The organism is Streptomyces sp. NPDC055955 (assembly GCF_042270245.1).
Lineage (GTDB): Bacteria > Actinomycetota > Actinomycetes > Streptomycetales > Streptomycetaceae > Streptomyces.
Genome location: NZ_JBHJYS010000006.1, coordinates 1 through 24,378 on the forward strand (window position 1 = coordinate 1; position 24,378 = coordinate 24,378).

The window sequence follows — 24,378 nt, forward strand, 5'->3', positions numbered from 1 at the left end:
TGCTTCTCCACCGCGCGTGCGGAGCCGGCGTGCGTGGCCTCTTCGATCCGGCGCTGCAGATCCGCGAGCTTTCCCGCGGTCGTGTGGATGTCGATTTCGTTCACTGGTTGCTCCACCGGGGCTGGCTGGTCATGGAAATGATCTGACGGATCGAAGGGGGACAGGAGGAAGGATCAGAACGTGTCGTGGGGGACGTGCACGCCCCACACGTCGCGCAGGGCGTGAGAGACCTCGCCGACCGTGGCGCGCAGGCGCAGGGCCTCGCGCATCGGAGGGAGGACGTTGGCGGTGCCGCGCGCCGCGTCGCGCAGCGCCTCGAGGGCTCGCTCGACGGCGTCGTTGTCGCGGTCCTTGCGCAGAGCCGCGAGGCGTTCGCACTGGTCGATCTCGATCTGGGGGTCGACCCGCAGCGGCTCGTACGGCTCCTCCTCGTCGAGGGCGTACTTGTTGACGCCGACCACGGTGCGCTCCTCGTGGTCGATCTCCAGCGCGATCCGGTACGCGGACTTCTCGATCTCGGACTTCTGGAAGCCCTGCTCGATCGCCGCCACCGCGCCGCCGCGGTCCTCGACGGCCTGGATCAGCTCGAGCGCCGCCGCCTCGACGTCGTCCGTCATCGACTCCATGACGTAGGACCCGGCGAACGGGTCGACGGTCTTGGTCACGTCGGTCTCGTAGGCGATGACCTGCTGGGTGCGCAGGGCGAGCCGCGCCGCCTTCTGCGTGGGCAGGGCGATGGCCTCGTCGTAGGAGTTGGTGTGCAGGGACTGCGTCCCGCCGAGGACCGCGCCCAGGCCCTGAAGGGCGACCCGTACGAGGTTGACCTCGGGCTGCTGCGCGGTCAGCTGAACCCCGGCGGTCTGGGTGTGGAAACGCAGCATCTGCGACTTGGGGTTCTTGGCCTTGAACTCGTCGCGCATGATGCGGGCCCAGATGCGGCGGGCGGCGCGGAACTTGGCGATTTCCTCGAGGAGCGTGGTCCGGGCGACGAAGAAGAACGACAGGCGCGGTGCGAAGTCGTCGACGTCGAGGCCGGCGGCGATCGCGGCGCGCACGTATTCCTTCGCGTTGGCGAGAGTGAAGGCGATCTCCTGTGCGGGCGTGGCACCCGCCTCGGCCATGTGGTACCCCGAGATGGAGATCGTGTTCCAGCGGGGCAGCTCCTTGTGGCAGTAGGCGAAGATGTCGCTGATCAGCCGGAGGGACTGCTTCGGCGGGAAGATGTACGTGCCGCGGGCGATGTACTCCTTGAGCACGTCGTTCTGGATGGTGCCGGTGAGCTGGTCACCGGAGATGCCCTGCTCGGCCGCGACGAGCTGGTAGAGCAGGAGCAGCGTCGAGGCGGGGGCGTTGATCGTCATCGACGTGGACACCTTGTCCAGCGGCAGACCCTGGAACAGCGTGCGCATGTCCTCGATCGAGTCGATGGCGACGCCGACCTTGCCCACCTCGCCGCGGGCGATCGGCTCGTCGGAGTCGTAGCCCATCTGCGTCGGCAGGTCGAAGGCGACGCTCAGGCCGCCCGTGCCGGCGCCGACCAACTCGTGGTAGCGCTCGTTGGACTCCTTCGCCGTACCGAAACCGGCGTACTGCCGCATCGTCCACGGCCGGCCGGTGTACATCGACGGATACACGCCACGCGTGTACGGAAACTTTCCCGGGGCGCCCAGCTTGGCGTCCGCGTCGAAATCCGTCAGCGACCAGCCGTCGTAGAGCGGCTGGATGGGCAGACCGGACTCGCTCTGTGCCACGGAACCCACGGCGGGCCTCCTTCGGTACTCGATGTCATGACAACGGTACTCAGTACCGGTAGCTTGGGCAAGTGGCTCCCGAGCACCGAGACAGGGAAGGATGGGCGGTCATGAGTGAGGATGGGTGGTCATGAGTAAGCCAACCGCGCGGATCCGACTCGCGGACGCCGCCTTCGCGCTCTTCGACGAGCGCGGATACGAGCAGACCACCGTCGACGAGATCGCCGAGCGGGCCGGAGCGGGACGCACGACGTTCTTCCGGCACTACCGGTCGAAGGAAGACGTGATCTTCCCCGACCATGACCGGCTGCTCGCGCTGATCAAGGACAGGCTGGCCACCTCCAGCCACAGCACCGGGCTGATCGCCGTGTCCGACGCGGTGCGTCTGGTGCTGATGCACTACATCGAAGAGGGTGACCTCGCGCGGCGGCGGTACAGGCTGACCAGCAAGGTCGCGGTCCTGCGGGACCGTGAGATCGCCAGTGTGGCCAGGTACCAGCGACTGTTCCGCGAGTTCATCGCGGAGTGGATGGGCGACCCCACGGAGTCGGCGTCACTACGGGCCGAACTGATGGCGGCGGCCGTGGTCGCGGCCCACAACCACGTCCTGCGCCGGTGGCTCCGGGGCGAGACCTCCGACCCGGTGGCCGAGATGGACGAGGCGATGAGCGAGGTGCTCGCGCTCTTCCCCGCGCCGTCCGGCACCGGTGATTCCGGGGACGGCGGCACCACCGTCGTGGCCTTCCGGACCGGACAGGACCTCGACGCGTTGCTCCCCTCGCTGAGGCGACTCGTCGAGGACGGCACGGTGCGCTGAGCGCTGGTGAGGGGTGGGGATTTCCCCCAACTGGATGCTCCGGCCTGCCGGATGGTGACGTGGGCGGGCCACCGGTGAAGCTTGCGGCATGCACATCGACGGCGACACCAAGACCACCATGACGAGCAGGCGCCGCGTGCTGGCCGCGTCCGCGTTCGGCCTCGCCTGGGCGGTGACGGGCGGACCCGGCACCGGCGCGACAGCGACGGCGATGGGAGCGCACGGAACGCCCCGCACGGCGGGTATGCAACTGCCCGCGCCGACCGGGCCGTACGGCGTGGGGACGGTGTCGCTGCGCCTGGTGGACCGGGGACGTGCCGATCCGTGGGTGCCCGGGCGCAGGCGCGAGTTGATGGTGGATGTGCGGTACCCGGCCCGCTCCGTCGCCGCGCACCCGCGTGTGCCGCAGATGACGAAGGGAGAGGCTGCCGGCTTCGACCGTGTGAACAACTTCGGCGACCTGCCGAAGGGCCGCATCGACTGGAGCGGGACGTGGACCTACGCCCACCTCGCCGCGCCGCCGGACCGGCGCGGGGAGCGGCCGGTCGTCCTGTACTCGCCGGGAGTGGGTGACCCGCGCACCCTGGGCACGACGCTGACGGACGAGCTGGCGTCGCACGGGTACGTAGTAGTGGCGATCGACCACACCTATGACGCGTCGGCGGTGGAGTTCCCCGGTGGGCGGGTGGAGGTGACTCTGCTTCCGCAGGAGTTCGAACGGGCGCAGCGGGAAGGGCCCGCAGCGGTCGTCGCCCTGATGCGGAAGACCTGTGCGGTTCGGGTGGCCGATACGCGGTTCGTACTGGACGAGGTGGAGCGGGCGTTCGCCGCGGGCCGCCTGGAGCGCGTACCGATCGGCATGTTCGGGCAGTCGGCGGGCGGCTTCGCGGCGCTGCAGACCATGCATGACGACGGACGCATCGCGGCGGCCGCGAATCTGGACGGGGTGCTCGCCTACGTGTCGGACGACCATGACGAGGGAGAGCTGTCGACGGTGGCCCGCGACGGGGTGGACGGGCCGTTCCTCCTGATGGGCATGGACGGTGACGACCGTACGAACGTGCCGTCCTGGCGCGCGGTGTGGGAGCACAGCGACGGCTGGCGCCGGGACCTGGTGCTGCGTGGTGCGCAGCATGCGACGTACACCGATGCGATGTCGCTGATCCCGCAGATCGCCCGGCAGCTGGGGCTGCCGCGTGAGACGGTGACCGGCCTGGTGGGGACGGTCCCGGCGGCGCGGGCGATCGCCGCGCAGCGGGCGTATGTCACCGCGTTCTTCGACCGCTGGCTTCGCGGACGCGCGGACGGCCACTTCCTGGACGGCCCCTCGTCCAGGTACCCCGAGGTGCGGTTCGTGTAGGACCCGACTCGGGTCTCCCGGCCGCGCTGCGGAACGCGCAGCGCGGCCGGGGCCGCGCCGCAAGGCCGCGGGATGCCGCCATGGCCGCATGGACTCATAGGGCACGTAGGGCACGAACGGCCACCATCGAGATCGCTTGATCGCCGCGCTCGCGCCGTATGACGACATCGGCCCGTCCGCATCGGCGAGGGGTCGCGTCGAGCGCACCAGCCCGCGGCCTCCCTTCGCGACCCTCGTTCGCGGTGTTCATCCGCGGCGTTCGGACGTCGGTCCGTCTTCGGAACGGACCCCACTTCACTATCGTCTACAGTTCAGTAGACCGTCTACAGAATTGTAGTCACTGGGCGGGTGCTGCTTCGGCGCGGCAGCACGACCCATCGCCGGAAGATCCGACGGAGGACCATGCACCACAAGATCCTGGTCGTCGAGGACGATCACGCCCTGCGTGATGTGCTGCGCCGCGGCCTGTCGGACGAGGATTTCGCGCCCGTGCTCGCCGTCGACGGTGCCACCGCCCTGCGGCTGGCCACCGACGACATCGCCGCGGTCGTCCTGGACGTGGGGCTGCCCGACGCGGACGGGCGGGACGTGTGCCAGGCGCTGCGCGCCAACGGCTTCGCCGCCCCGGTCATCTTCCTGACAGCCCGCCACCACCTCACCGACCGGCTGTCCGGGTTCTCCGCCGGGGCCGACGACTATCTGCCCAAACCATTCCATTTCGCCGAACTCGTCGCCCGGCTGAGGGCCGCGCTCAAACGCGCCGGGCCGCCGGCCGTGGCCACGGCCGGAGATGTGGTCCTGGACGCGACCCGGCACAGTGCGAGGGTCGGAGACGTCCACGTAGACCTGTCGCCGACGGAGTTCCGGCTGCTGGCGACGCTCGTGGGCGCATACGGCAGCATCGTGAGCCGGCGCGACCTGGTGAGGGCCGCCTGGCCGGACGGCGCGCAAGTCAGCGACAACACCCTCGATCAGTACCTGAGCCGGCTGCGTCGCAAGCTGCGCCAAGTCGGCAGCGACCTGAGCCTCACGACGGCGCGCGGGATCGGACACCGCCTGTCATGAACCGTCTCCCGCGCCGACTGGCTCCCCGCACCCTGCGCGGCCGGCTCTCCCTCGTGGCGCTGACCACCGCCGCGCTCCTGATGACCGTGCTGACCGTTGCGTTCAACACCGTGATGGACCGGCACCTGCAGCACCAGGCGGACGACGAACTGCGCAACCGCGCGGCTGCCGTCGCCACGACCATCGACACCAGCGGTCCCCGAGTGCGGGTCCTGGAGACCGTCAACGACCACCTCCTCGACGCCAACGCATGGATCTACGCCGGGACACGAGTGCTGGAGCAGCCCCCTGCCACCACGGCAAACAGCGCGCCGGCCCGGGCCGCCGGTCGGCTCGCCGCGCAACGGAAGCGAGCCTGTTCGACCGTCGACCCCGAAAGCCCGCACGCCGTACGCCTGTGCTCGGACCTCGTGGGCGGCCGTCACGGCGCCACCGTGGTCACGGCCCTGGACCTGGGGCCGTACCGCAGTTCAGCCGACACGCTGCTGGTGGGCTCCCTGATCCTGGACGCCGTCATGCTCGCGTGCACCTACGCGCTGACACGCCTGGCCGTCGGGCGAGCGCTGCGACCTGTCCGCACCATGACCGACCAGGCCACCCAGTGGAGCGCCGTCGCCGCCGACGAGCGCTTCGGTGTCGAGGGCCATCCGGCCGAACTCGCCCGCCTGGGGGCCTCGTTGGACACTCTGCTGGACCGCATACGCACCGTGCTGCGGCACGAGCAGCAGCTGACCGGCGAACTGTCCCACGAACTGCGCACCCCGCTCACCCGGATCGTCATCGAGCTCGACTGGTGGAAGGCGCGCCCCCGCACCGCCGCCGAAACCCGCGCCACCCATGAGGTGATCGCCGAGGCCGCCCGGTCCATGCGCACCATCTGCGACACACTTCTCAGCGACGCCCGGGACAGAACTCAGAACTCCTCGGCGGCCCCCGGCACCACGACCGTCGACCCCGTCCTGCAACGGCTGGTCGACAGCTTCGACGAGAGGCAGCACGTGAAGACCTTCGTCGACGTGGCGGATCCAGAGCTGCAGGCGGGAGTCGCGCCCGCCCTCCTCGAACGCATCGTCAGCCCGCTGCTGACCAACGCGGTCCGGTTCGCGCACTCCGCGGTGACCGTGTCCGCGCGGCGGCTGCCCGGCAGGGTGCGTATCGACGTCACCGACGACGGTCCCGGCGTGCCGGCGATGTTCGTCGGTGACCTCTTCCAACCCGGCCGCCGCGCCGACCCGGACGACGGGCACGACGGCGCGGGCCTCGGACTGCCGCTCGCGCGGCGCCTGGCCCGCGCCGTCGGTGGCGACGTGTCCCACGACCCCGGGTACACCGACGGCGCGCGCTTCCGGGTCGACCTGCCTGTCGGGTGACCGGACTCAGTCGGCCCGCTGAGTGACCGGCTCCCGCCCCGTCGGCCGCGCTGCGGCGGTCCGGCGTTCCTGGACCTGCGCGTACGCCACCAGGCCGAGCAGGACGGCCAGGAGTACGGCCGACGAACCAGGCGTGCCGAGGTTCAGGCCGCCCTTGGCGACCGGCTTGGTCAGGAAGTCGCCCGCGGTGGCGCCCAACGGGCGGGTGAGGACGAAGGCGATCCAGAAAAGCAGCACGTTCGGCACCACCGGCACCTTCATCAGGGCGACGAGAACGCCGAGTGCCCCGCTCACGAGCAGCGCGCCTCCGGCGTAACCGAGCCCGGAGCTGTCCGACAGGAAGTCACCCATCGACGTGCCGAGGGTGTTGGAGACGAGGATCGCCGACCAGAACAGCGCCTCGCCGCGGAAGGTGACGATGTCACGGATCTGGAAGGTCATCCCGGTGGCCTTCCAGACCGCGAAGATGACCAGCAGGATCGAGATGAGGATCGCTGCCCCGGTCGGGTAGCCAAGGCCCAGGCCCTGCGGGCCCCAGCCGAGTGAAGTGGCGTCGCCGGACAGGTACTTGGCCCCCGCGTCACGGTTCATGAAGTCGGACATCGTGGTACCGGCCATGCTGGTCGACAGGATCACGGTCCAGTAGAAGAACGGGTTGTAGCGGCTGGACCTCAGCTGCATGACCAAGGTCACCACGAAGATCAGGAACAGCCCGATCGTGGTGAGGAAGTAGCCGAGTCGGAGGGTCTGTGCGAAGAGGTCACCGGCGGTCTCGCCGAGCGTGGTCGCGGCGATCTTCATGATCCAGAACGCCAGAGTGACCTCGGGAAGCTTCTTCATCACCGATCTGGTCGTGCTCGTGACGTCCAGATCGGTGAACATCTCGGGTTGCTGCAAGGTGGGGGCTCCGATTCGGTCGTACGGCAGGACGCCCGCCCCCCGCGGGAGGCGAGCGCCCTGTGTCACGAGGCGACCCCGAAGAGTGATCGCCCGCACCGACGGTGCCAGTATCAGCCTGAATACATCCTGAACATCGCCTGCGCGCCTGCTCAGACCGCGTGCCGGGCTGCGCGCTGCGGCTGCGTCACGTCCTTCCGGGTCACCGACAGATACACGACCAGGCCGAGGATGACCGCGAGGAACAGTCCACTGGTGACCACCGTGCCCATGCCCAGGCCGCCGTCACCGGTGGGCTGGGAGAGGTAGTCACCGATGGACGCGCCGAGCGGACGGGTGAGGATGTAGGCGATCCAGAAGCTCCAGACCGCGTCCAGGCCGAGCTTGAAGTGCGCGAGGGCGACCGCGGCGATGGCCAGGCCGAACAGCGCCGCGGCGAGCCAGTAACCGAGGTCCATGCGCTCGGAGACCAGGTCACCGGCCGCGGTGCCGAGGGCGAAGGTGAACAGGACGGCGAGCCAGTAGAAGGACTCCCGGCTGGTGCTGTCGATGCTGTGGATCGACAGCGTCCGCTCGCGCCGGTACCAGAACACGAAGACGATCGCGAGGATGATCGCGAAGACGGTGGTACTGGTCTCCAGCGGCACGCCCATGTTGTCGGTGAGGTTGTCGCTGATCAGCGTGCCGACGACGCTGATCAGGGCGACCGCGAGCCAGTACACGCCCGCGCGGTATGCGCTGGTGCGGAACTGGACGACGAGGACGACGGCCAGGAGCGCGCTCATCAGCACCGACACACCGGTCAGGCCGAGGCCTGCCTTCTCGTTGAGCAGGTCGGCAGCTGTCTCGCCCACGGTGGTGCAGAGCACCTTGATGATCCAGAAGTAGGCGGTGACTTCGGGCACTTTGTTCCAGCGTGGCCGGGGGCCGGAGGACAGCGCCTGGCTGTCGGCCGCCGGCGCTGCGGAGGTCTTTGACATCTCGTTTGTCATGAGGCCCGACCGTGCCACGGGATACCTGAACGCATCCTGACCGCCGTACGGCATCGCCTATCGCGCCCCCTTTGCATCCCCTCTACGTCCCCTCCGCGTCCGCATCTGCCCCACCCGAGCACCACGCGTGCCATGACGAACAACTTCAGCGCCCGGCCGTGGCCCACTCGCCCCGCGGTACTACGTCGCACCGCTGCCGCACACACGCCATTCAGGATGCATTCAGGAACCAAGTGCCAACGTGCGGATCATGACCACAGAGCGCGTCCTCGACGACCGGCCCCTCATCCCCGTACGCCACTTGGCGAACAAGGTGCCGGAGGTGACCGCCTACTTCTGGATCATCAAGGTGCTGACCACGGGCATGGGCGAGACAGCGTCGGACCTCCTGGCCCGAACCCTCGGCCCGATACCGGCGGTCGCGCTCGGCGGCCTCGCCCTGGCGGCGTCCCTGGCCCTTCAGCTCACCCGTCGCCGGTACGTCGCCTGGGCCTACTGGACCGCCGTCGTCATGGTCAGTGTGTTCGGCACCATGGCCGCCGACGTTCTGCACGTCGGCCTGGGCGTGCCGTACGTGGTGTCGGCCCCGGCCTTCCTCGTCCTGCTGGCCGCGGTCTTCGTCCTCTGGTACGTGAGCGAGCGGACCCTGTCCATCCACACCATCCGAACGCGCCGCCGCGAGGCGTTCTACTGGGCGGCCGTACTCGCCACCTTCGCCCTCGGCACCGCCGCGGGCGACCTCACCGCCGCTGACGGCCTCGGCTACCTGGGCTCGGTCGTCCTCTTCGCGGCCGGCATCTGCGTGCCCGCCCTGGCCCACCGGTTCGGCGGCATCAGCGCGGTGACCGCGTTCTGGACCGCGTACGTCATCACCCGCCCCCTCGGTGCCTCCCTCGCGGACTGGATGGCACTCGGACGCACCCGCGGTGCCCTGGGCCTCGGACTGGCGCCGGTCACGCTGGCGTGGACGGCCGCGATCATCGGATTCGTCGGCTACCTCGCCGTGTCACAGCGCGACAGGCGTACCCCCACCACAGCGTCAGCTTGACCCGGCCCTGAAAGGACCGGGTTTGGAGGTAGTTCCCGGCTGGCTGCTGGGTGGGCTCCTCCGTCCAGACACCCCGTTATGGGGTGGCAGGGACGCGTGACTCACGCCCCGCAGTCCACACAGCCTCGCCCTTGCGGGCGATGTTGTGGGAAGCGTTCCGGTCGGCGTGGGCAACGACCCCGCACCCCCGGCAGATGAAAAGCCCTCGGTCGACCCGGTTGCGCTTGTCGATGTGCTGGCATTCGCAGCACGTCTGCGACGTGTACGCGGGATCGACGTAGACCAGGGGCACACCGGCCCTGCGGGCCTTGTAGACGATGAAGTCTCCGAGCTGGGCGAAGGCCCAGGAGTGGAGCGTGACCCGTTGGGGCTTACGGAGCCGTACCCTCTGCCGGATTCCCTTGAGTTCTTCCAGGGAGATCCCGGCAGAGGTGCGTTCAGCCTCGGTCACGATCGTCTTGGCGATGATGTGGTTGGTGTTCTTGACGTGCCGCTGCTCGCGGCGGGAGCGTTCTTTCAACCGGCGTTTGGCGGACTTGGTGCGCTTCTTCTGGAGCTTGGCGCGCAGCGTGAGCTGGCGTTTGCGGTAGCGGCCCGGTCCGCGCCCGGCGGCCTGGTAGCCGGTGGACGTGGTGGCGATGTTGACGATGCCGAGGTCCACGCCGATGAAACCGTCCGGCTCGTACTGCTCTGCCTCGGGCACGTCACAGGTGGCGATCAGATAGAACACGCCGTCGCGCTCGATCAGATCGGACTCGCCCTTGCGGTAGTCGCGGAGCGTCTTGAGCGTGTCGGCGGCGCACACGAACGAGACGTTCTTGATGCGCCCGGCCATCGTCCAGATGGACACCGTCTGTTGGTCGTACTGCCAGCTCAGACACCGGTCGTCATACGGCTGCGCGGCCTCGGGCCGGAACACGATCGGCTTGGACTCCGCCTTGACCCGACGCCTCGACTTCGGCCTGCCGAGATGTCCGGCACGCAGGTTGGCGTGCAGCGTGGTGTACACGTCACGCACCTTCTTGATCACATGCTGCGCGGCCTGCGCCCCCAGCCCCACGGCCTTGAGATGCAAATACGTGTGCCTACGCAACTCATACTCACGCGGCACCCCGCGAGCGAACGCCACCTGGGACACCCAGCACGCCAGATCGTTGACCGTGCGCAGCGTGGAGCGCAGCGCGGCGGCCTGTTCGGCCTCCGGCATCAGCTTCACCTGCACCACGATCTTCATACCGAAACCCTATGCGGGGGCACTGACAACAAAGCAGACCCGTGCGTACACGCAGGCCACCCCCATTTCGAGAAGTGATTCCTCCCCGGCCCGAAGGCCCGGGGATCTCACTAGATTCCGCTGAAAGGTCAGGGACGCGCCCGGCGAGGTGGCGGAAGCCGAGCCATGCGTAGGGACTGCGGATCAGCTCGGGGAGGACGTACTTTCCCGGGCGATGGGGTGTTCTGTCAGCAACGCGCCTAGTCGGGGCACGAGTTGACCGACCCGTGCGCGTGGCGTCTGCCACTCGACCGGCCCGCTCCCGCACTCGCCCGCCGGGCCTGGCAGTGCGACTCGCCGCCTCGTCGAACAATGGCCGCACAGAGCACGGAGCCCCGCCAGAGAGGAGCAGCGGGCCAGGCTCCGGAATGCGTGACTCCGCACAACAATGCACCCCACTCCCGTCACGAGGACCGGGGCGCAGTCGTATGCGCTCGGGCACGCGCCCACCAGGGCCAACTGCCCACAAGGTGAGCCTTCACGCACGGTTGGCGGGCGCTCCTGCTGGGCGACGCCGCCGGAACACGGTTCGGTGCCGCTCCCGACGGCACCGACGCTCTCCTGCTCGGCCGGCGGACGTACGACATCTGCGCCTGCTACACCCGGACCCCGTGCACATGCCGCGGCTCGGCCAACAGGCCGTAGATCACCAGCAGGGACACGAGCATCGTGAACAGCGACCAGAACGGGTAGACCGGAAGGAAGATCATTTGCCCGACCAGGCAGAACGCGGCCAGGCAGACGCCTGTCAGTCGCGCCGCCCTGGAGCCCACGAACACGCCGATACCCGCCAGGGCCATCAGGATGCCGATGACGACGAAGATCCAGCCCCAGGCCGTGTAGTTCAGGATGAGCAGCCGGTTGCCCTGGGAGTACACCTTCGAGTAGTAGCCGTGGTTCAAGATCGCCACGAAGCCGGTGAGAAGGTTGAACAGGGCGCTGACCATCAGCAGGATCCCGGCGAAGGCCACCCAGTGCGAACGCTCTATCGGAGGTACGAGGTCGTCCGACCCCGAGTCTTGTCGCTGCATGGAAACCATGAGATCCAGCCATGCGGCAGACCGCAATCCGTACTGACCCGTCGGTGTCCGGACCCCCGGCCGGCCGCTGTCGTCTGTCCGCTTGAGCCGGGCCGGGCGTCCGGGGCCGCACCGAGCGGGCCCGCGGCTTGGGCCCCCGGCTGCGGGGCGCTCGTCGCATCCGTCGTGGCGGGGGTGCAGGAGTGGCGCTGTACGCCGTTGCCGCGCCAGGCTTCCGCATCCGCACGAACGCGAGTGGCAGCACCCTCTCCGGCAATTCCAGCCACACCTGGACCAGTTGGCTCTGTGTCCGTCGGAAGGCACGGCGTCTGCCCTCAACGGGACATCGAAAGTGGGTGCGTTCGCGGGCTCTGAACGTGGTCGATCAGCACAGCCGGTGGTGATCTGAGGCGACGACCGGATGGAGAGCAAGTGCGGGCCGTTCGTCTGCGACATGGGAGGCCGATGAACTGCGGCCGTGTCGGGTCGTAGGGTCTCGTTCATGCAAGCAGTCAGTTCTCTGGAGCCGCGTGCTCTCCTGATCAACGGCACTGTAGGTGTTGGCAAGACGTCCGTGGCTGAGAGCGTCGGAGGCCTGCTCGCCGCTGCCCGGATACCCAGTGCCGTCATCGACCTCGACGGGCTGCGCCAGTCCTGGCCCGCCCCGTCGGGAGACCGCTTCAACTTCGGGATGATGGTGCGGAACCTGCGCAGCATGTCCGGCAACTACCTCGCTGCCGGGGCGACTCGGCTGGTCCTCGCCGGTGTGATCGAGGATCTGGACGACCGGAAACTGTGCGCCGAAGCGGTCGGTATCGAGCTTTCGGTGTGTCGGCTCACGGTCGATCTGCCCGTCAATCACCAGCGGCTCGTGCGCCGACATGAGAGCGAGCCCGAAGCGCTGCGATGGCACTTGGCCAGGGCCGGCGAACTGGCGGGAATTCTCGACCGAGCAGCAGTCGATGACTTCACCGTTGACGCCACCCGGCGCTCGGTCGGCGAGGTCGCTGCCGACGTGATCACGAAGGTCGGCTGGCTGTAACGCTGCTTCCACGCCTGTGTCGGACCTGGCCTGGGTGTTCGTGGCCGCGAACACGCACACCGCATCGCGGTACAGGCGGAGCGGCGGATCCGTTAGGTCACCTGATGGTCGCTGATGCCTGAGCGGCTTCGAAGTGAGGCAGGTGGGCCGGAGGTCTGTTCCGTCCCGCCTGCCTCGCCGAGGACGCATGAGCCTTCGGCGCCTGCGTCAGGGCACATGACCGATGTGCGTTGCTGGGGTGGTCGTGCGGCCGGCCTAGGGGGTCTGGGGCGTCTGCCGCCATTCGAACATGAGGATGGTTGCGTCGTCGCGGAGACGGTTTTCCTGGGCGTTCAGGATCGCCTGAATGAGGCGCCGCAGTGTCTCCGGCGCCAGTTCGCCTGACGCGGCGGCCCGGACGACGTAGTCGGCGAACCGTTCGAGACCCATCTCGCCGCCGTCCTCCGTCCGGGCTTCCGTGACGCCATCGGTGAACATCAGCACGCGATCACCCGGTTCCAGGGATATCTCGTGCACGCGCCGGGGCCGTGAGGCGAAGACGGCCGGCATCCCCATGGGCGGATCTGCTTCGCGGTCCATGGCTCCGGCGACCAGGCGATGGTCACGGATGAGGAGCGGTGCGGGGTGTCCGCAGTTGATCCAGCGCAGCTTGCCGGTGCTCAGGTTCAGTTGGGAGACGACCGCGGTGCAGAACTGGTCCGGCAGCCACTTGGACAGGGCGGCATCGACGCACTCCACGAGTTCGGGGAGGTCCGCTCCGGTGCGGCGCGCGTTACGGCAGGCGGCCAGTGACACGACCGATGTCAGCCCCGAGGCCAGATCGTGTCCCATGGCGTCCAGGATCGCCGTATGGAGGGTCGAGTCCGTCAGGGCATGATCGAACGCGTCCCCGCCGATCTCGTAAGCCGGTTCCAGGACAGCGGTCGACACGGCGCGCGTGGAGCCGATCGTGCGGGGCGGGAGAAAGGCGCGCAGCATCTCGGCCGCCAGCTGCATCGGTTCCGTAAGGGTATGGCGAACGTACGTGTCTTTGTACGCCCGCTTGGACGTGATCATCATGGCGAACAGGGAAGCGAGCGTCTTGCCACGCCGCAGTGACAGCGCATCGAAGGCCGGGGCCCGTACAGCGAGGACGCCAAGGCGCTCGGCCCCGTCCACAAGTGGCAGCCACGCCGTCATCCCCCCGAAATCGGACTCCTCGATGCGCAGGTCCTGGGTGCGGTACGTCCAGCCGGCGAGTGAATCGTCGATAGGGAGCGTCCCTACCAGGTCGTTGAGCGGGGTCAGCTGTCGTTGTTGCAGGTCGGCCAGGTACACGACGGAATGCTCAAGGCCCATGGCCTTGGTGCAACGTGCCATGGTGGTGGTGAGGTCGAGCGTCGAGTTGCCGACATCCGCGAGGAACTCGGAGAGGGCAACCTCAGGGATCTCCGGAACGGCCACCTCATCACCCCTCGTCCGGACCCTGGTCCAGGGCCGCTACGTACCTGTGCAGTCTCACACCGCGACCTAGGGCTTGCCCGTAGGGGACGGGGCCGGATCCTTCTGGTCGTGGGCGACACGGTGCTGTCCGCCGTGACTTCCTCGGCCAGGGTCGTGTGCACCGGCGCCGACGCCGCCTGAGCGGCACCGGCGCAAGAATCCTTCCCGAGGCAGGCGGCGCAGCACATTGGGTGCAGCGATAACCCTCAGTGCGCTTCGGTGGCCGGCGGTGTCCGTCCGTGCTGGGGGGGCATATGTCGCCTGTGATCCCGAGGGAATCGGCACAAGACCAAGCCACGGCCGGTCCGCAACGCACACACGGTCTTTTGCCCAGCGTAGTGGAACGAGCCCCGTTATTGAATTTCTGAGCAAAAGCCGCGACTGCGGGCTTGACAATGGCTCTGAGGGGTACTTTGCGGTTAGGCCCAGAGAAGGACAACTGCCTCGACGGGGTTGGGACGGGAGCGCGCTGTGGCTGGAAACGAGAAGGCCAAAGCCAAGAAGGAGCAAGTGAAGGGTAAGTTGAAGGAAACGACCGGGCGCACGATAGGCAATGAAGAGATGACCGCCAAGGGTCGCGCGGAGAAGGCCAAGGGGGACGCGCGCCAGGCCAAGGAGAAGGGGAAGGACATCTTCCGCGGTTAATGAAAACGACCTGTGTGCCTGCCGCACGGTATCGCGCGGCAGGCACAAGGCGTGCGCAAGACCGGAACTGCCGACAGGACGACAGACCCCTGCCCCTTGTCCGGGGTATTTGAGGTATCCGGGGCCTCGGATCAGCGGACGACCGTCGAAGCCAATTCCATGTGGCGGCTACCCCACGGCGGGTCCTCCCGCTGAGTCGGGGGGCGTTGGCACGGTGCTCACCGATGGGCTGCCCGTCTGCCTGGGCGCCTCATCCTCAGGTTCCGTACCACGCCGATCCTGCTCAAGGACGACGACCGGAACGAACGGCACGAGCAGCCCCCTGCGAGCTTCCGACGCCATCCGAAGCAGCCAGAGCGAAGGCCACTTCCATCCCGACCAAGGCATCGGCCGATGAGAGGTTCTCCGATGAGTCGCTCTTGTCCGGGCTATCGATCAGCGCCATGTCGGCCTCCCGCGCCGTGCCTCGCTGGCCGGTGGCTCGCGGGTGTCCCTTGTGCCGGGGGAGTGCCCTTGCGCCGGGCGCGGCGGGGCGCGCGGACCTGCTCGCACCGTTCACGTCCAGCCGCAGTAAGTGCGGCCGCGTTGGGTCGTCGAGTGCGCGCAACACCCCGGCCAACTGGAAGCCGTCGACGGTCGGTTGCGGGATCTATAGACCCTCGCCGCCGTCCCCAATAGGGGCCGATCCCGTGCACCGTCGGCGTGTCAGCCTGTTCTTCTCACCCTTCACCAACGAGGTGCCGGTTCAAGCGACTCGACATCCCTTGCCTCTACGGCCTGCGTCCGCTGAAAGAGTGTGTGCGTCTGCCTGTCCCAGTTCCTGGCGGCGGCTCGGTCGTTGGATGGGGCACGGCGGCCGACCGTTCCGGGCGGTGGCGTACCGCGAAGAAGGGAACGCGTGATGGCGGACAATGATTTGGGGAGTCTGCTGGGGAACCTCCTGGGCAGGGGTAGTTCCTCCGGGTCGGGGAAAATGCTCGGCGCGCTGTTCGACGGCGCCAGGAGCGAGGCCGGCAATGCGCTGGAAGGGCTGCTCGGCCGGCTCAGGGATGGCGGGTTGGGGGCAAAAGTCGCCTCCTGGACCGGCACCGGGGAGAACGAGGACATCAGCGGCGCGGAGATTGCCCAGGCACTTCCCCCCGGTCTGCTGGCCTCGGCCGCGCGGACATGTGGGCTCCGTGAGGTGGACGCGGCAGACCAGATCGCTGAAACGTTGCCCGTGGCTGTCGACAAGCTCACCCCCGAGGGGGAGATCCCCGACGAGGCACTTGAGGAACTGATCGCCCAACAGCTGCAACGACGGTGAGGCAGCGGACGGGCGATGCGACGAGGCCGGCCAACTGCCGACCGGTTCTCAGGGTTCGCACGCCAACGTGCCCAGGTGCAAGGCCGTCGCGCGCCGCGTGCGCGCGCCGGCCGGACAGATGGCGGCGAGAGCTGCGTCGTGTTGGGGGATGGACATACGGCGGGCGAGCGTGCAGTCGTAAGGATCCTGAGATCGATGGCTCCGCTGACGCTGCATCATCCGGGGTCTCCCGCCGCGGCATCGATTGTTCCGAGCGCGTTCGGACGGTACCGGTCGTGGACCGCTCCCTTGCCCGCTACCGAAGGCTGCCTGCCGCCAGGAATGCAAGGACTAACACTTCTTCCTTTCGATGCCGTTACCGTTGCCGTCGCCCCGACACGCATCTGCGACCTCAGACTCCGCAACTGGAATTACTTCATAGCTGAAGCAAATTCCTATCAGGATGACAGTCAGCCCCGAATCGCAGGGAGAGGCGCATAATTGAGAGTGTCCGGCTCGGATTGGAGAGCGTCATGGTCATCCTCGGTGTCATCCTGCTTGTCATCGGACTTGTGACTGGAATTTCCATACTGTGGACCATCGGGGTTGTCCTGTTGGTGATAGGCGCCATCTTGTGGGTGCTCGGAGCTGTTGGTCACTCTGTGGGTGGCAGGCGGCACTATTGGTGATGGCCGCCCGAGCGGCTCAAAGCGGGTGCACGACAGCGCTTCTGTGCAGCAGGCAGCGCAGGGCTGGATTGCAAAGCTTGCGCTCTCTTTGAGGCAAGGCAAGGAATCGCCCATAGCCGTTCCTGGCGCTGTGGGGGAGGAAGTAAGGCGGGGGATGCAAAGCGCGCGTCATCGCAGTGTTGTGCCTTCTCGGCACGCGGCACGCCACCCCTGGTCTTGACCACCGTCCGGCGAGTGTTGCGCTCGTCGGACGGTGGCAGGAGGCAGACGCCACCGAACCGACCTACACCCTGATGGCAGCGACGCGGGCTTCCGCGTCTGTTCCGCGAGTGAGGTGGACCTGGGCGCGTTCGGGGCGACAAGTTCTGATGCCTGCTCGCCATGCCATCAAGATGTGCAAGCTTCCCACTCGAGTGGCCCAGGGACGCGAGACGAAGTCTGACAGAGCGGCTGTGCAGGCAAGTGAGCCTTTCGCCGACGAAGAACGATCAGCGGGCGGCTCTTGACGGAGACGCAACGCCGGTGTCTTGGGGGTAGTTCGTCGAGACGAAGTGGTCGCCGTGGGGCGGTCGGTGCTTCTGCGCGAGGGCTGCACTCAGAAGGTATTCAGGACCCCAGTTGGTGTGCTGTTGCGGCGCACGCTCCGTTGGCGTGTTCTTGATGCCGATGGACCCCGACGTATCGGGTACCCGGCGCTGAGACGTCACTTGAGCGGCAAGGAGACAGATGATGCCCCGAGGTTCAAGTCCCAAGCGGGAACGGCAGTATGAGCACATCAAGGAGAGCGCCGAAGAGCGTGGTGCATCGAAGGGTCGTGCCGAAGAGATCGCTGCGCGTACCGTCAACAAGGAACGCGCGCGGTCGGGCGAATCGAAGACGGCGAGCAAGACCTCCACACAGGACAAGAAGTCGGCCTACCAGCGTGGCGGCGAACGCTCGCACAGCGGCGCGCAGGGGCCGACAAAGGATCAGCTGTACGAGGAGGCGAAGAAGCGCAACATCGACGGACGTTCGTCGATGAACAAGCAGGAGCTGCGCAAGGCTCTCGGCCGCTGACGACTCGGCGACATGGAGTGCCCAGCATCGGCTCTCGACGGTCTCGTCGCGGTGCTTCGAAGCGAGACACCGTGACCGTCCGTTTCGCGTCGCGGGAGATCCGAGGAGCAGCACGAGCTGTGGTACGCGGAGCGAGCCGGGCTCAGCAAGTGGGTACCCCGTGCGCCCCCGGGGTGCGACACCCGGTCGCGCCGGCCCCTGGCTACCGCCACGTACCCGCCGTCTGGCGCCACCGGGCGGGAGCTGCGAGATGTCGCGGGCCTCGGCCGGGGAATGCACGGAAGGTCGGTCGATCCCGGAGCGGACGCATCGAAGGACGTGGAACACATGGCACGCGCGGCTCTGTTCGACGTCGACGGCACGCTCGTCGACACCAATCACCTGCATGTGGTGACGTGGTGGGAAGCGCTGCGACAGGCCGGACACGACGTCACGATGCATGACGTCCACGGGGCGATCGGCCTCGGCTCCGATGACCTGCTCGCGCACCTCCTCGGCGAAGACCGTGACCAGGACCAGGACGCGCAGCTCACCGCCGCGCACACCGCGTTGTACGGAACCTACTTCGACCGACTGCCGTCGTTCGAAGGCGCCCAGGATCTGCTGAGGGAGCTGGCCGCCCGGGACTGGCGCATCGTCCTTGCGACCTCGGCCGGGGGACCGGAACTGAAGGCGCTGCGCCGTGCCATCGACGCGGACGACGTCATCACCGGGGTGGCGAGCGCCGACGACGTGTCCGAGGGCAAGCCGGCTCCCGATCCGGTTCACCGGGCACTGGAGCTGGCGGAGGCCGACGCTTCCGACGCGGTGTTCGTGGGGGACACGGTCTGGGACATGAAGGCGGCCGCCAGGGCTGGTGTGCGCGCCGTCGGCGTACTGTGCGGCGGCATTCCGCGTACGGCCCTCGAAGAGGCGGGAGCCGAGGCCGTGTACGACGGTCCTGCGGATCTGCTCGGCCTCCTGGACACGAGTGTCCTGGCCCAGATGCATCGCACGTAGGTGTGACGCACGCGCGGACCCGCCGGAGAGAAGTGCACCGTACTCAGGCGCTATGAGTTCCTCCCCGCGGGTCCGGGCGCCCAGCCGCGAGGCGCTGATGCCGTTGTGTGACGTGGCGTCGGCCTCGCCGGAGCCGGATCCAATGGCGTGCGCAGTGCGCTGAGGCCGTTCCGCCAGGCTCCGAGGAGGCGGCGGGCGAGGCGTTCCTCGAGAAAGACGGTGGCATCGACTCCGTGGGCGACATCGGGGGCGAGTTCCGGTTCGTCGGACAGCAGACCGGCGACGACCTCGCGGCGCACCACCTGTTCGTGGACGGCGTCGGCCTCCACGTGCTCGTCGTAGAAATGTGTCGCAGCCGCACCCGCGCCGGTGCGCCGCAGGGCCGCGGCCAGTCGTCGCGAGCCGGGTGAGGAGGTCACCTCGACAGCGGCGAAATGACCCACGAGGGCCCCGCGCAGAACACGGTGCAGTCCGAACAGGGACATGACGTTGACGGTGGCCAGCGCCTGAGCGGGAGCGACGTCGGTGTAGTGGCCATAGCCGGGTTCCAGGCCGAGGTCGGTCATGAGGTCGGCGAAGAGTTGAGCGTGGATGTTCTCGGGCCGTCCGGCGCCGAACTCGTCGAACTCGACGGCCACCATGCCGGCCTTGGCGCGTCCGCGCAGGCGCGGGATGACCCACGCATGCGGATCGGCTTCTTTGAGGTGGTAGAGCGATCGCAGCGCGGCGTATTCCCTGAGCTGTTCCGCTGTGCCGTCCCTCTGCAGGAAGTGGGTCACGCTCGATTCGTCGTGGCCGACGGGTTCCAGGAGGAGAGGTGCGAGTGCGGCGTCTGCATCGGCCTGCGACGGAACGTCGGCCCGCAGCGCATGGTGGAAACGCGCTTCGAGCTGACCGCGCAGGGCCAGGAGATCGGCGTCCCATTCGAGATCGTCCCTGACACCGGTGAACCCCTGGTAGTGCATTTCGTAGAGCACGTACAGGGCGAGCTGGAGGTCGTCCCCGTACGGGTCGGTGGTCCGCGGCAGTGACCCGATGCCTGGTGTGGCGGTGGCACCGCGAAGTGTGTCGATGACGTGGTGCGAGATGTCGCCGCGCGGCAGGGGGAGCGTCGGTCGACGTCGGGGCTCCCGGCTGTCACGAGTCATGATCGTATCGCTCTCGGCCACGTGAATCGGCCGACGGCTCCATGGTGGAAGAAGCGCCTGTGGACAGTGCGCTTTCGGCCTCAGCGTCCGCCGTCGTCCGTGCCTTGGCGCGACGGCGATGGCTGGTGTCACACCACGGGTAGGTGCGGCTGCGCCGACAGGTGCAGATCGCGACGGTGAAGCGGTGTGAGACGGACACGGTCCCGTCTTCGGCTACGACCTCGACGGGACCCTCCACGAGCAGTGGTCCGTCCGGATCGACGGTGACACGGCGCGGTCGCTCAGATGCGTGCGGCACGGATGACCACCAGCTCTTCCCTGTTCTCCTCGCCCATGAGTCCACGCCCGCGCAGCCAGGGTGTACGCGAACGGAGCACCGGTCCGAAAGGGATGCGCGCCCGGTCGACGACCTCGGCGTACAGCCCGGCTCCGGTGAGCCGATCCAGGGTGCGGTCGATTCCGGACAGGGCCGACTGCACGAGCAGCAGAACACCGTCGTGTCTCAAGGAGCCGGGGGCGGTGTCGCAGATGCGGTCGAGCAAGGCCCGCCCGTCGGTCCCCGCGTCCCATGCACGGGCCCTGCCACGACTTGGTGGCCCGTCCGACGGAGACGGGACGTAGGGCGGATTGCTGAGAACGAGGTCGTAAGTGTGTCCGCGGACCGCGGCGGTCAGGTCCCCGTGCCGTACGGTGACGCGCTGCCGGGACAGCAGCGCGTTAAGGCGGGTGGTCCACACGGCGGCCCACGAGATGTCGATGGCGGTCACTCGGGCACCCCGCCGCGCGGCCTGCAGAGCCAGCGCCCCACTCCCGCTCCCCATGTCCAGTACGTCGGTGCCGGGACCTATGGGCTCCCGGTACAGCGCGCTGGTGAGTATCCGGGTGTCGCACTGCGGTGCGTACACACCGGGCGGGCGGAGCAGGCGGGGCGCGGCGGTGGGCGCCGGGGCACGTGCGGGTGCCTGTGGAGCCATCGGCTGTCTCCGATCCCTGGGACGCGCGACCACGGCGGTCAGATAGGCGTCGTTCACGCTCGGTGGATGCGCTGTCTGTGTCTGGTGTGACACCGAGTGCCCTACGAGACGAGATCCACACGTGAGAAGAACTGGCAGGAGGGCTTGATGGGCGTTCGACTGTACGGGCGTCGTTGCTCCGAGCGTCGCGGCTGATCCGGGCGTGCTCGCCGACGTGCGATCCGCCGCAAGCGGCGGTGCCATGGAGGGGTGAGGAGGTGACGACTGCCATGGCACGTGCGGTGTGGGGTGGCGCTCTGACCTTCGGGTTGGTGTCTTTGCCGGTGCAGCTGTTCACAGCGACGGACCACCACGCCATCCATTTCCACCAACTGGAGCGCGGCACCTCGGACCGGGTGCGGAACCAGAGGGTGAACGAACGCACGGGCCAGGAAGTGCCGCTCGACGCGATCGTGAAAGGCTACGACGTCGGGGACGAGTACGTACTCGTCGAACCCGGGGAACTTGAAGACATAGCCCCAGGACGTTCGAAGGTCTTGGAGGTGGTGGGTTTTGTCGCTCTGGACGATGTCGAGCCGATCTTTTTCGACAAGACCTACTACCTGGGTCCGAAAGGCAAGGACTACGCCAAGACCTACGGGCTCCTCGCTCAGGCGATGGAGAGTCAGGGGAAGGTCGCGATCGCCACGTTCGTGATGCGTAACCGTGAGTACCTTGTCGCGGTGAAGGCGGAAGCGGGCATGCTCACCCTGCACACCCTTCACTGGGCCGATGAGATCCGGGACCCGGCAACGATCGACGCCCTCCCCGGCCAGGTCGAGGTGGCCGAGCGTGAGGTGCGGATGGCCGAACAGCTCATCGAAGCGCTGAGCATGGAGTGGAAGCCGGAGGAGTTCCACGACACCTACCAGGAAGAGGTCGCCAAGCTCGTCGAAGCGAAGCGGACCGGGAAGACGGCGGGGAAGGCGGAGCCCCCGGCGGAGTCCACCAACGTCGTCGACCTGATGGACGCCCTGCGCGCGAGCCTGGACAGGGCCAGGGAGCGGGAAGACCACGAGGGGAAGCAGAAGACCGGCGACCCGGGAGGCGCTCCGAGGGATATCAAGGAGGGCGCGAACAAGCGCGGGTCCCGGAAGGGGTCGAAAGCGAAGCGGCAGGCGTCGCACAGCTCGTCGAAGTCGTCCGGCCTTGAGTCCCTGACCAAGGCGGAGCTCTACCAGAGAGCCGCCGAGGAGGATGTCCCAGGGCGCTCCTCCATGAGCCGCGACGAACTAGTCAAATCGCTCTCCGGTGAGCGCCACCGGCGCAAGTCTTCCGCCTGACGAGCGAGCCCAGCGAGGCCGAGTAGGATCTGGGCTTTGTCTGTTACAAGACGTCAGGACGTCGTCAGGGCGCGGTCAGGACGCCCTGGGTGCCGACCGGGCACGGATCCAGCCCGCCGCCCCGTCGGGGGCTACGCGTAGTTGGTTGCCGACACCTTGTGCGCCCTCTGCCGGCCTCGACCTACCTACCCTTCGGCAAAGCCGGGTTCTTGACGTGCCGTGGAGGTGGCGTGCCGGTAACGCCCGCCGTGGTTCCCGACGAGCAGGCGGGGTCAGAAGGACAGTTCGTCGACCTTGCGGATGTCCGCCGACATGTTTCGCGCCATCATGCGTAGCGCCGCCTCGGCCAGATCGGGATAGATGTGTGCGACGGCGTCGTCGACCACCGTCACATGTAGGTGACGAATGTGCGCGTCCAGCGCGGAGTACAGAACACACTGTTCGGTGACCTGTCCGCACAGGACGATGTGATCGACGTCCAGCTGGGTCAGGAGATAGCTGAGGGGGGTCTCGAAGAAGATCGAGTGCCGTGCTTTGACGATGAAAAGAGAGTCCTCGTCCGGACGGATCGGATCGACGAGATCTGCGTGGGGCCCTGCCAGCGCGGTGTCGACGATCTCCCCGTGGTGGGAGCGCCACTCACCGAAATTGTCGTTCACGTAGATCACGGGGACGCCCCCTTCACGCGCGTTGCTGATCAGCCGGACCACGGCGGGCAGCACCTCGCGGGCCGAGGAGAGGAGGAGGTCGGCGTCGGCGTGATCGTAGGAGTTGATCATGTCGATGACGATGAGAGCGGTCTTTCCCATGATTGACAGGTACCACTCGCCCGACGTCACGGCCTGGCGGGATCTCCGCGGCCGGCAGACAAGCACCCCTGTCCCTTGGCCTCGAGCGGTCCACCTGCGCCTGCGACAGCATCGAACTCTTCCTTCGGCGTGCCCGACCCAGCGGAGTCTGTGGCGTAGGCCCCGCTGCGGCCATGCCCAGCCGGTACTCCCCGGCTACACGGTGGCTCAGGACCTCTTCCGGCGGCGGTACGACCAGCTCGTCGAGCCAGAGAACGGGCGCATGTGCGGAATCTGCCGTCTCGTCCTCGCTCCGGCTTCCGGGCTTCATGGTTGCCTCCGCCATCAGGCCGTATTCGGGCCGCGCAGCTCTCGGGCTGGTTCTGGCCTGGCGCCGACAGTCTCTAAAAGGCGCGTGACTACGGTGCAAACTACTGAAGACGTAAGTCACGTGCCGTCGACGACTGTCACGCAGCGCAGCGGGACGCCCCCAGGTCACTGCGCATCGTGCGAACCTACGAGGCTCGGGTATCGGCTGGGCGCGTAAGACGCCCGCCCTGGGCGGTGAATGCGATCGTCCACGGCCGGATCTTCCAGGGGAGAGTGACATGGGCGCGCAGGTGTTGAAGGCTCGCCGAGGAACTCGCAGGTGCACGCCGACTGAACAGCAGAGCATTATGGAAGAAGCAGCTGGTCGCATCCATCACCACCCGATCTGCGGCACAGAGGAAAGGGCGCCGTCACTCCGCAGAAGAATGAAGCTGTCAAGCAATCGCAGCCCCGACATCGCGGGGCGCGAGCAGCCAGACGCACGGAACTGAGCGCGGGAAGAAGGGCGGCAGGAGGCCGCCGACCGCGCGCGAACTCCTCACCGGCCGAGGCGCCTCGGCGATCGGAGGCGGGTGGGTCCCGGATTCCGGCCGTGTCGTGACGGCTCGGCACACATGGGGGAGGGCACCGTATGCGGTGACCGCACCTTTAGGAGAGACATCGTGGCAAACCGACTCGACGACGCCGAAATTGACAAGAGAATGTCCGGCGCCCACATGGTGTACTGGCTCCGCGAAGGCAACACATTGCGCCGCACCGTCGAGGTGTACGACTTCGCCACAGCTGTCAACGTCGTCGGAGATATCGTCTACGACGTCAAAACTCTTGAATGCTTCCCCGACGTCGACATTCGCGGCAAGCAAGTGACTTTCGTGATTCGCGGCGATGACGGCCTCACTGATGTGGACGTCGAACTGGCTCAGCGCATCGAGACCGCAGCAGGCTCGCACGTCCGGGGAAACGCGTAACCCCCGCGTCCGGGGAACCGGTTCGCCCGGGAGGAACGGTCCAGGCGGCGTAGTCACG

Annotated in this window: 23 protein-coding genes; 13 read left to right on the forward strand and 10 right to left on the reverse strand. The window is 67.7% G+C overall.

The features are described 5' to 3' along the window. Positions 1 to 173: 173 nt before the first annotated feature. A complete protein-coding gene (locus ACFC96_RS13665) occupies positions 174 to 1,760 on the reverse strand; it encodes a methylmalonyl-CoA mutase (RefSeq protein WP_376612318.1) in 1,587 nt (528 codons plus the stop codon). A gap of 121 nt (positions 1,761 to 1,881) precedes the next feature. Between ACFC96_RS13665 and ACFC96_RS13670 the strand changes: the two genes are divergently transcribed. The 4 genes from ACFC96_RS13670 (at position 1,882) to ACFC96_RS13685 (ending at position 6,363) form a co-directional block, all read left to right on the forward strand. Then, a complete protein-coding gene (locus ACFC96_RS13670; protein ID WP_376266718.1) occupies positions 1,882 to 2,568 on the forward strand; it encodes a TetR/AcrR family transcriptional regulator in 687 nt (228 codons plus the stop codon). 88 nt (positions 2,569 to 2,656) lie between these two features. Then, positions 2,657 to 3,928 (forward strand): alpha/beta hydrolase family protein, encoded by a 1,272-nt coding sequence (locus ACFC96_RS13675; protein WP_376612319.1) that lies wholly within the window; start codon positions 2,657 to 2,659, stop codon positions 3,926 to 3,928. A 402-nt stretch (positions 3,929 to 4,330) separates the two neighbouring features. Next, positions 4,331 to 4,993, forward strand: coding sequence for a response regulator transcription factor (locus tag ACFC96_RS13680; RefSeq protein WP_376612321.1), 663 nt, complete (start codon positions 4,331 to 4,333; stop codon positions 4,991 to 4,993). Continuing rightward, positions 4,990 to 6,363 carry a sensor histidine kinase gene (locus ACFC96_RS13685; protein WP_376612322.1) on the forward strand — a complete coding sequence of 458 codons (1,374 nt, stop codon included), beginning with the start codon at positions 4,990 to 4,992 and terminating at the stop codon, positions 6,361 to 6,363. Before ACFC96_RS13680 ends, ACFC96_RS13685 begins: the two co-directional genes overlap by 4 nt. 6 nt (positions 6,364 to 6,369) lie before the next feature. Here ACFC96_RS13685 and ACFC96_RS13690 read toward each other — a convergent pair whose 3' ends face one another. After that, on the reverse strand, positions 6,370 to 7,260 hold the full coding sequence (locus tag ACFC96_RS13690; RefSeq protein ID WP_376612324.1) for a hypothetical protein: 891 nt from the start codon (positions 7,258 to 7,260) through the stop codon (positions 6,370 to 6,372). 152 nt (positions 7,261 to 7,412) lie between these two features. Beyond that, positions 7,413 to 8,252, reverse strand: a complete 840-nt coding sequence (locus tag ACFC96_RS13695; RefSeq protein WP_376612326.1) for a hypothetical protein — start codon at positions 8,250 to 8,252, stop codon at positions 7,413 to 7,415. A gap of 250 nt (positions 8,253 to 8,502) precedes the next feature. On the opposite strand from ACFC96_RS13695, the gene ACFC96_RS13700 reads away from it, so the two are divergent. Next, a complete protein-coding gene (locus ACFC96_RS13700) occupies positions 8,503 to 9,300 on the forward strand; it encodes a hypothetical protein (protein ID WP_376612328.1) in 798 nt (265 codons plus the stop codon). A gap of 76 nt (positions 9,301 to 9,376) precedes the next feature. Here ACFC96_RS13700 and ACFC96_RS13705 read toward each other — a convergent pair whose 3' ends face one another. Then, complete coding sequence (locus tag ACFC96_RS13705; protein WP_376612330.1) at positions 9,377 to 10,534, reverse strand: RNA-guided endonuclease InsQ/TnpB family protein; 1,158 nt, start codon at positions 10,532 to 10,534, stop codon at positions 9,377 to 9,379. A 635-nt stretch (positions 10,535 to 11,169) separates the two neighbouring features. Next, positions 11,170 to 11,604, reverse strand: coding sequence for a hypothetical protein (locus ACFC96_RS13710; protein WP_376612332.1), 435 nt, complete (start codon positions 11,602 to 11,604; stop codon positions 11,170 to 11,172). Positions 11,605 to 12,166: 562 nt separating this feature from the next. Between ACFC96_RS13710 and ACFC96_RS13715 the strand changes: the two genes are divergently transcribed. Then, a complete protein-coding gene (locus tag ACFC96_RS13715) occupies positions 12,167 to 12,634 on the forward strand; it encodes a hypothetical protein (RefSeq protein ID WP_376612333.1) in 468 nt (155 codons plus the stop codon). Positions 12,635 to 12,889: 255 nt separating this feature from the next. Here ACFC96_RS13715 and ACFC96_RS13720 read toward each other — a convergent pair whose 3' ends face one another. Beyond that, complete coding sequence (locus ACFC96_RS13720; RefSeq protein WP_376612335.1) at positions 12,890 to 14,077, reverse strand: PP2C family protein-serine/threonine phosphatase; 1,188 nt, start codon at positions 14,075 to 14,077, stop codon at positions 12,890 to 12,892. A 510-nt stretch (positions 14,078 to 14,587) separates the two neighbouring features. On the opposite strand from ACFC96_RS13720, the gene ACFC96_RS13725 reads away from it, so the two are divergent. From ACFC96_RS13725 to ACFC96_RS13745, 5 genes are all read left to right on the forward strand, one after another. Beyond that, positions 14,588 to 14,761 carry a CsbD family protein gene (locus ACFC96_RS13725; protein WP_340457928.1) on the forward strand — a complete coding sequence of 58 codons (174 nt, stop codon included), beginning with the start codon at positions 14,588 to 14,590 and terminating at the stop codon, positions 14,759 to 14,761. 901 nt (positions 14,762 to 15,662) lie between these two features. After that, a complete protein-coding gene (locus ACFC96_RS13730; RefSeq protein ID WP_376226719.1) occupies positions 15,663 to 16,067 on the forward strand; it encodes a YidB family protein in 405 nt (134 codons plus the stop codon). A 512-nt stretch (positions 16,068 to 16,579) separates the two neighbouring features. Continuing rightward, positions 16,580 to 16,735, forward strand: a complete 156-nt coding sequence (locus ACFC96_RS13735) for a DUF6131 family protein (RefSeq protein WP_326708308.1) — start codon at positions 16,580 to 16,582, stop codon at positions 16,733 to 16,735. 729 nt (positions 16,736 to 17,464) lie between these two features. After that, a complete protein-coding gene (locus ACFC96_RS13740; RefSeq protein WP_376226971.1) occupies positions 17,465 to 17,791 on the forward strand; it encodes a plasmid stabilization protein in 327 nt (108 codons plus the stop codon). Positions 17,792 to 18,118: 327 nt separating this feature from the next. Beyond that, complete coding sequence (locus tag ACFC96_RS13745; protein ID WP_376226969.1) at positions 18,119 to 18,790, forward strand: HAD family hydrolase; 672 nt, start codon at positions 18,119 to 18,121, stop codon at positions 18,788 to 18,790. Positions 18,791 to 18,840: 50 nt separating this feature from the next. On the opposite strand, the gene ACFC96_RS13750 is transcribed toward ACFC96_RS13745, so the two are convergent. Genes ACFC96_RS13750 through ACFC96_RS13760 form a run of 3 tightly spaced genes read right to left on the reverse strand, consistent with a single transcriptional unit; the run spans position 18,841 to position 20,912 of the window. After that, complete coding sequence (locus ACFC96_RS13750; RefSeq protein ID WP_376612337.1) at positions 18,841 to 19,938, reverse strand: iron-containing redox enzyme family protein; 1,098 nt, start codon at positions 19,936 to 19,938, stop codon at positions 18,841 to 18,843. After that, positions 19,928 to 20,281 (reverse strand): CDGSH iron-sulfur domain-containing protein, encoded by a 354-nt coding sequence (locus ACFC96_RS13755; RefSeq protein ID WP_376612339.1) that lies wholly within the window; start codon positions 20,279 to 20,281, stop codon positions 19,928 to 19,930. Before ACFC96_RS13755 ends, ACFC96_RS13750 begins: the two co-directional genes overlap by 11 nt. Then, positions 20,220 to 20,912 (reverse strand): HemK2/MTQ2 family protein methyltransferase, encoded by a 693-nt coding sequence (locus ACFC96_RS13760; RefSeq protein ID WP_376612341.1) that lies wholly within the window; start codon positions 20,910 to 20,912, stop codon positions 20,220 to 20,222. Before ACFC96_RS13760 ends, ACFC96_RS13755 begins: the two co-directional genes overlap by 62 nt. A 269-nt stretch (positions 20,913 to 21,181) precedes the next feature. Here ACFC96_RS13760 and ACFC96_RS13765 point away from each other — a divergent pair, with 269 nt between their 5' ends. Further along, entirely contained in the window at positions 21,182 to 22,234 is a 1,053-nt protein-coding gene (locus tag ACFC96_RS13765; RefSeq protein ID WP_340457920.1) for a Ku protein, read from the forward strand. Positions 22,235 to 22,506: 272 nt separating this feature from the next. Here the strand turns inward: ACFC96_RS13765 and ACFC96_RS13770 are convergent, their stop codons facing one another. Continuing rightward, positions 22,507 to 23,043 (reverse strand): isochorismatase family cysteine hydrolase, encoded by a 537-nt coding sequence (locus ACFC96_RS13770; RefSeq protein ID WP_340457919.1) that lies wholly within the window; start codon positions 23,041 to 23,043, stop codon positions 22,507 to 22,509. Positions 23,044 to 24,014: 971 nt separating this feature from the next. Here ACFC96_RS13770 and ACFC96_RS13775 point away from each other — a divergent pair. Continuing rightward, entirely contained in the window at positions 24,015 to 24,320 is a 306-nt protein-coding gene (locus ACFC96_RS13775; RefSeq protein WP_340457918.1) for a 4a-hydroxytetrahydrobiopterin dehydratase, read from the forward strand. Positions 24,321 to 24,378 lie beyond the last annotated feature (58 nt).

Coding starts and splice junctions, on each gene's coding strand:
- ACFC96_RS13670 (WP_376266718.1), top strand. CDS start 1,882: ATGAGTAAGCCAACCGCGCGGATCCGACTCGCGGACGCCGCCTTCGCG.
- ACFC96_RS13675 (WP_376612319.1), top strand. CDS start 2,657: ATGCACATCGACGGCGACACCAAGACCACCATGACGAGCAGGCGCCGC.
- ACFC96_RS13680 (WP_376612321.1), top strand. CDS start 4,331: ATGCACCACAAGATCCTGGTCGTCGAGGACGATCACGCCCTGCGTGAT.
- ACFC96_RS13685 (WP_376612322.1), top strand. CDS start 4,990: ATGAACCGTCTCCCGCGCCGACTGGCTCCCCGCACCCTGCGCGGCCGG.
- ACFC96_RS13695 (WP_376612326.1), bottom strand. CDS start 8,252: ATGACAAACGAGATGTCAAAGACCTCCGCAGCGCCGGCGGCCGACAGC.
- ACFC96_RS13700 (WP_376612328.1), top strand. CDS start 8,503: ATGACCACAGAGCGCGTCCTCGACGACCGGCCCCTCATCCCCGTACGC.
- ACFC96_RS13705 (WP_376612330.1), bottom strand. CDS start 10,534: ATGAAGATCGTGGTGCAGGTGAAGCTGATGCCGGAGGCCGAACAGGCC.
- ACFC96_RS13710 (WP_376612332.1), bottom strand. CDS start 11,604: ATGCAGCGACAAGACTCGGGGTCGGACGACCTCGTACCTCCGATAGAG.
- ACFC96_RS13730 (WP_376226719.1), top strand. CDS start 15,663: ATGGCGGACAATGATTTGGGGAGTCTGCTGGGGAACCTCCTGGGCAGG.
- ACFC96_RS13735 (WP_326708308.1), top strand. CDS start 16,580: ATGGTCATCCTCGGTGTCATCCTGCTTGTCATCGGACTTGTGACTGGA.
- ACFC96_RS13740 (WP_376226971.1), top strand. CDS start 17,465: ATGCCCCGAGGTTCAAGTCCCAAGCGGGAACGGCAGTATGAGCACATC.
- ACFC96_RS13745 (WP_376226969.1), top strand. CDS start 18,119: ATGGCACGCGCGGCTCTGTTCGACGTCGACGGCACGCTCGTCGACACC.
- ACFC96_RS13750 (WP_376612337.1), bottom strand. CDS start 19,938: ATGACTCGTGACAGCCGGGAGCCCCGACGTCGACCGACGCTCCCCCTG.
- ACFC96_RS13760 (WP_376612341.1), bottom strand. CDS start 20,912: ATGGCTCCACAGGCACCCGCACGTGCCCCGGCGCCCACCGCCGCGCCC.
- ACFC96_RS13765 (WP_340457920.1), top strand. CDS start 21,182: ATGGCACGTGCGGTGTGGGGTGGCGCTCTGACCTTCGGGTTGGTGTCT.
- ACFC96_RS13770 (WP_340457919.1), bottom strand. CDS start 23,043: ATGGGAAAGACCGCTCTCATCGTCATCGACATGATCAACTCCTACGAT.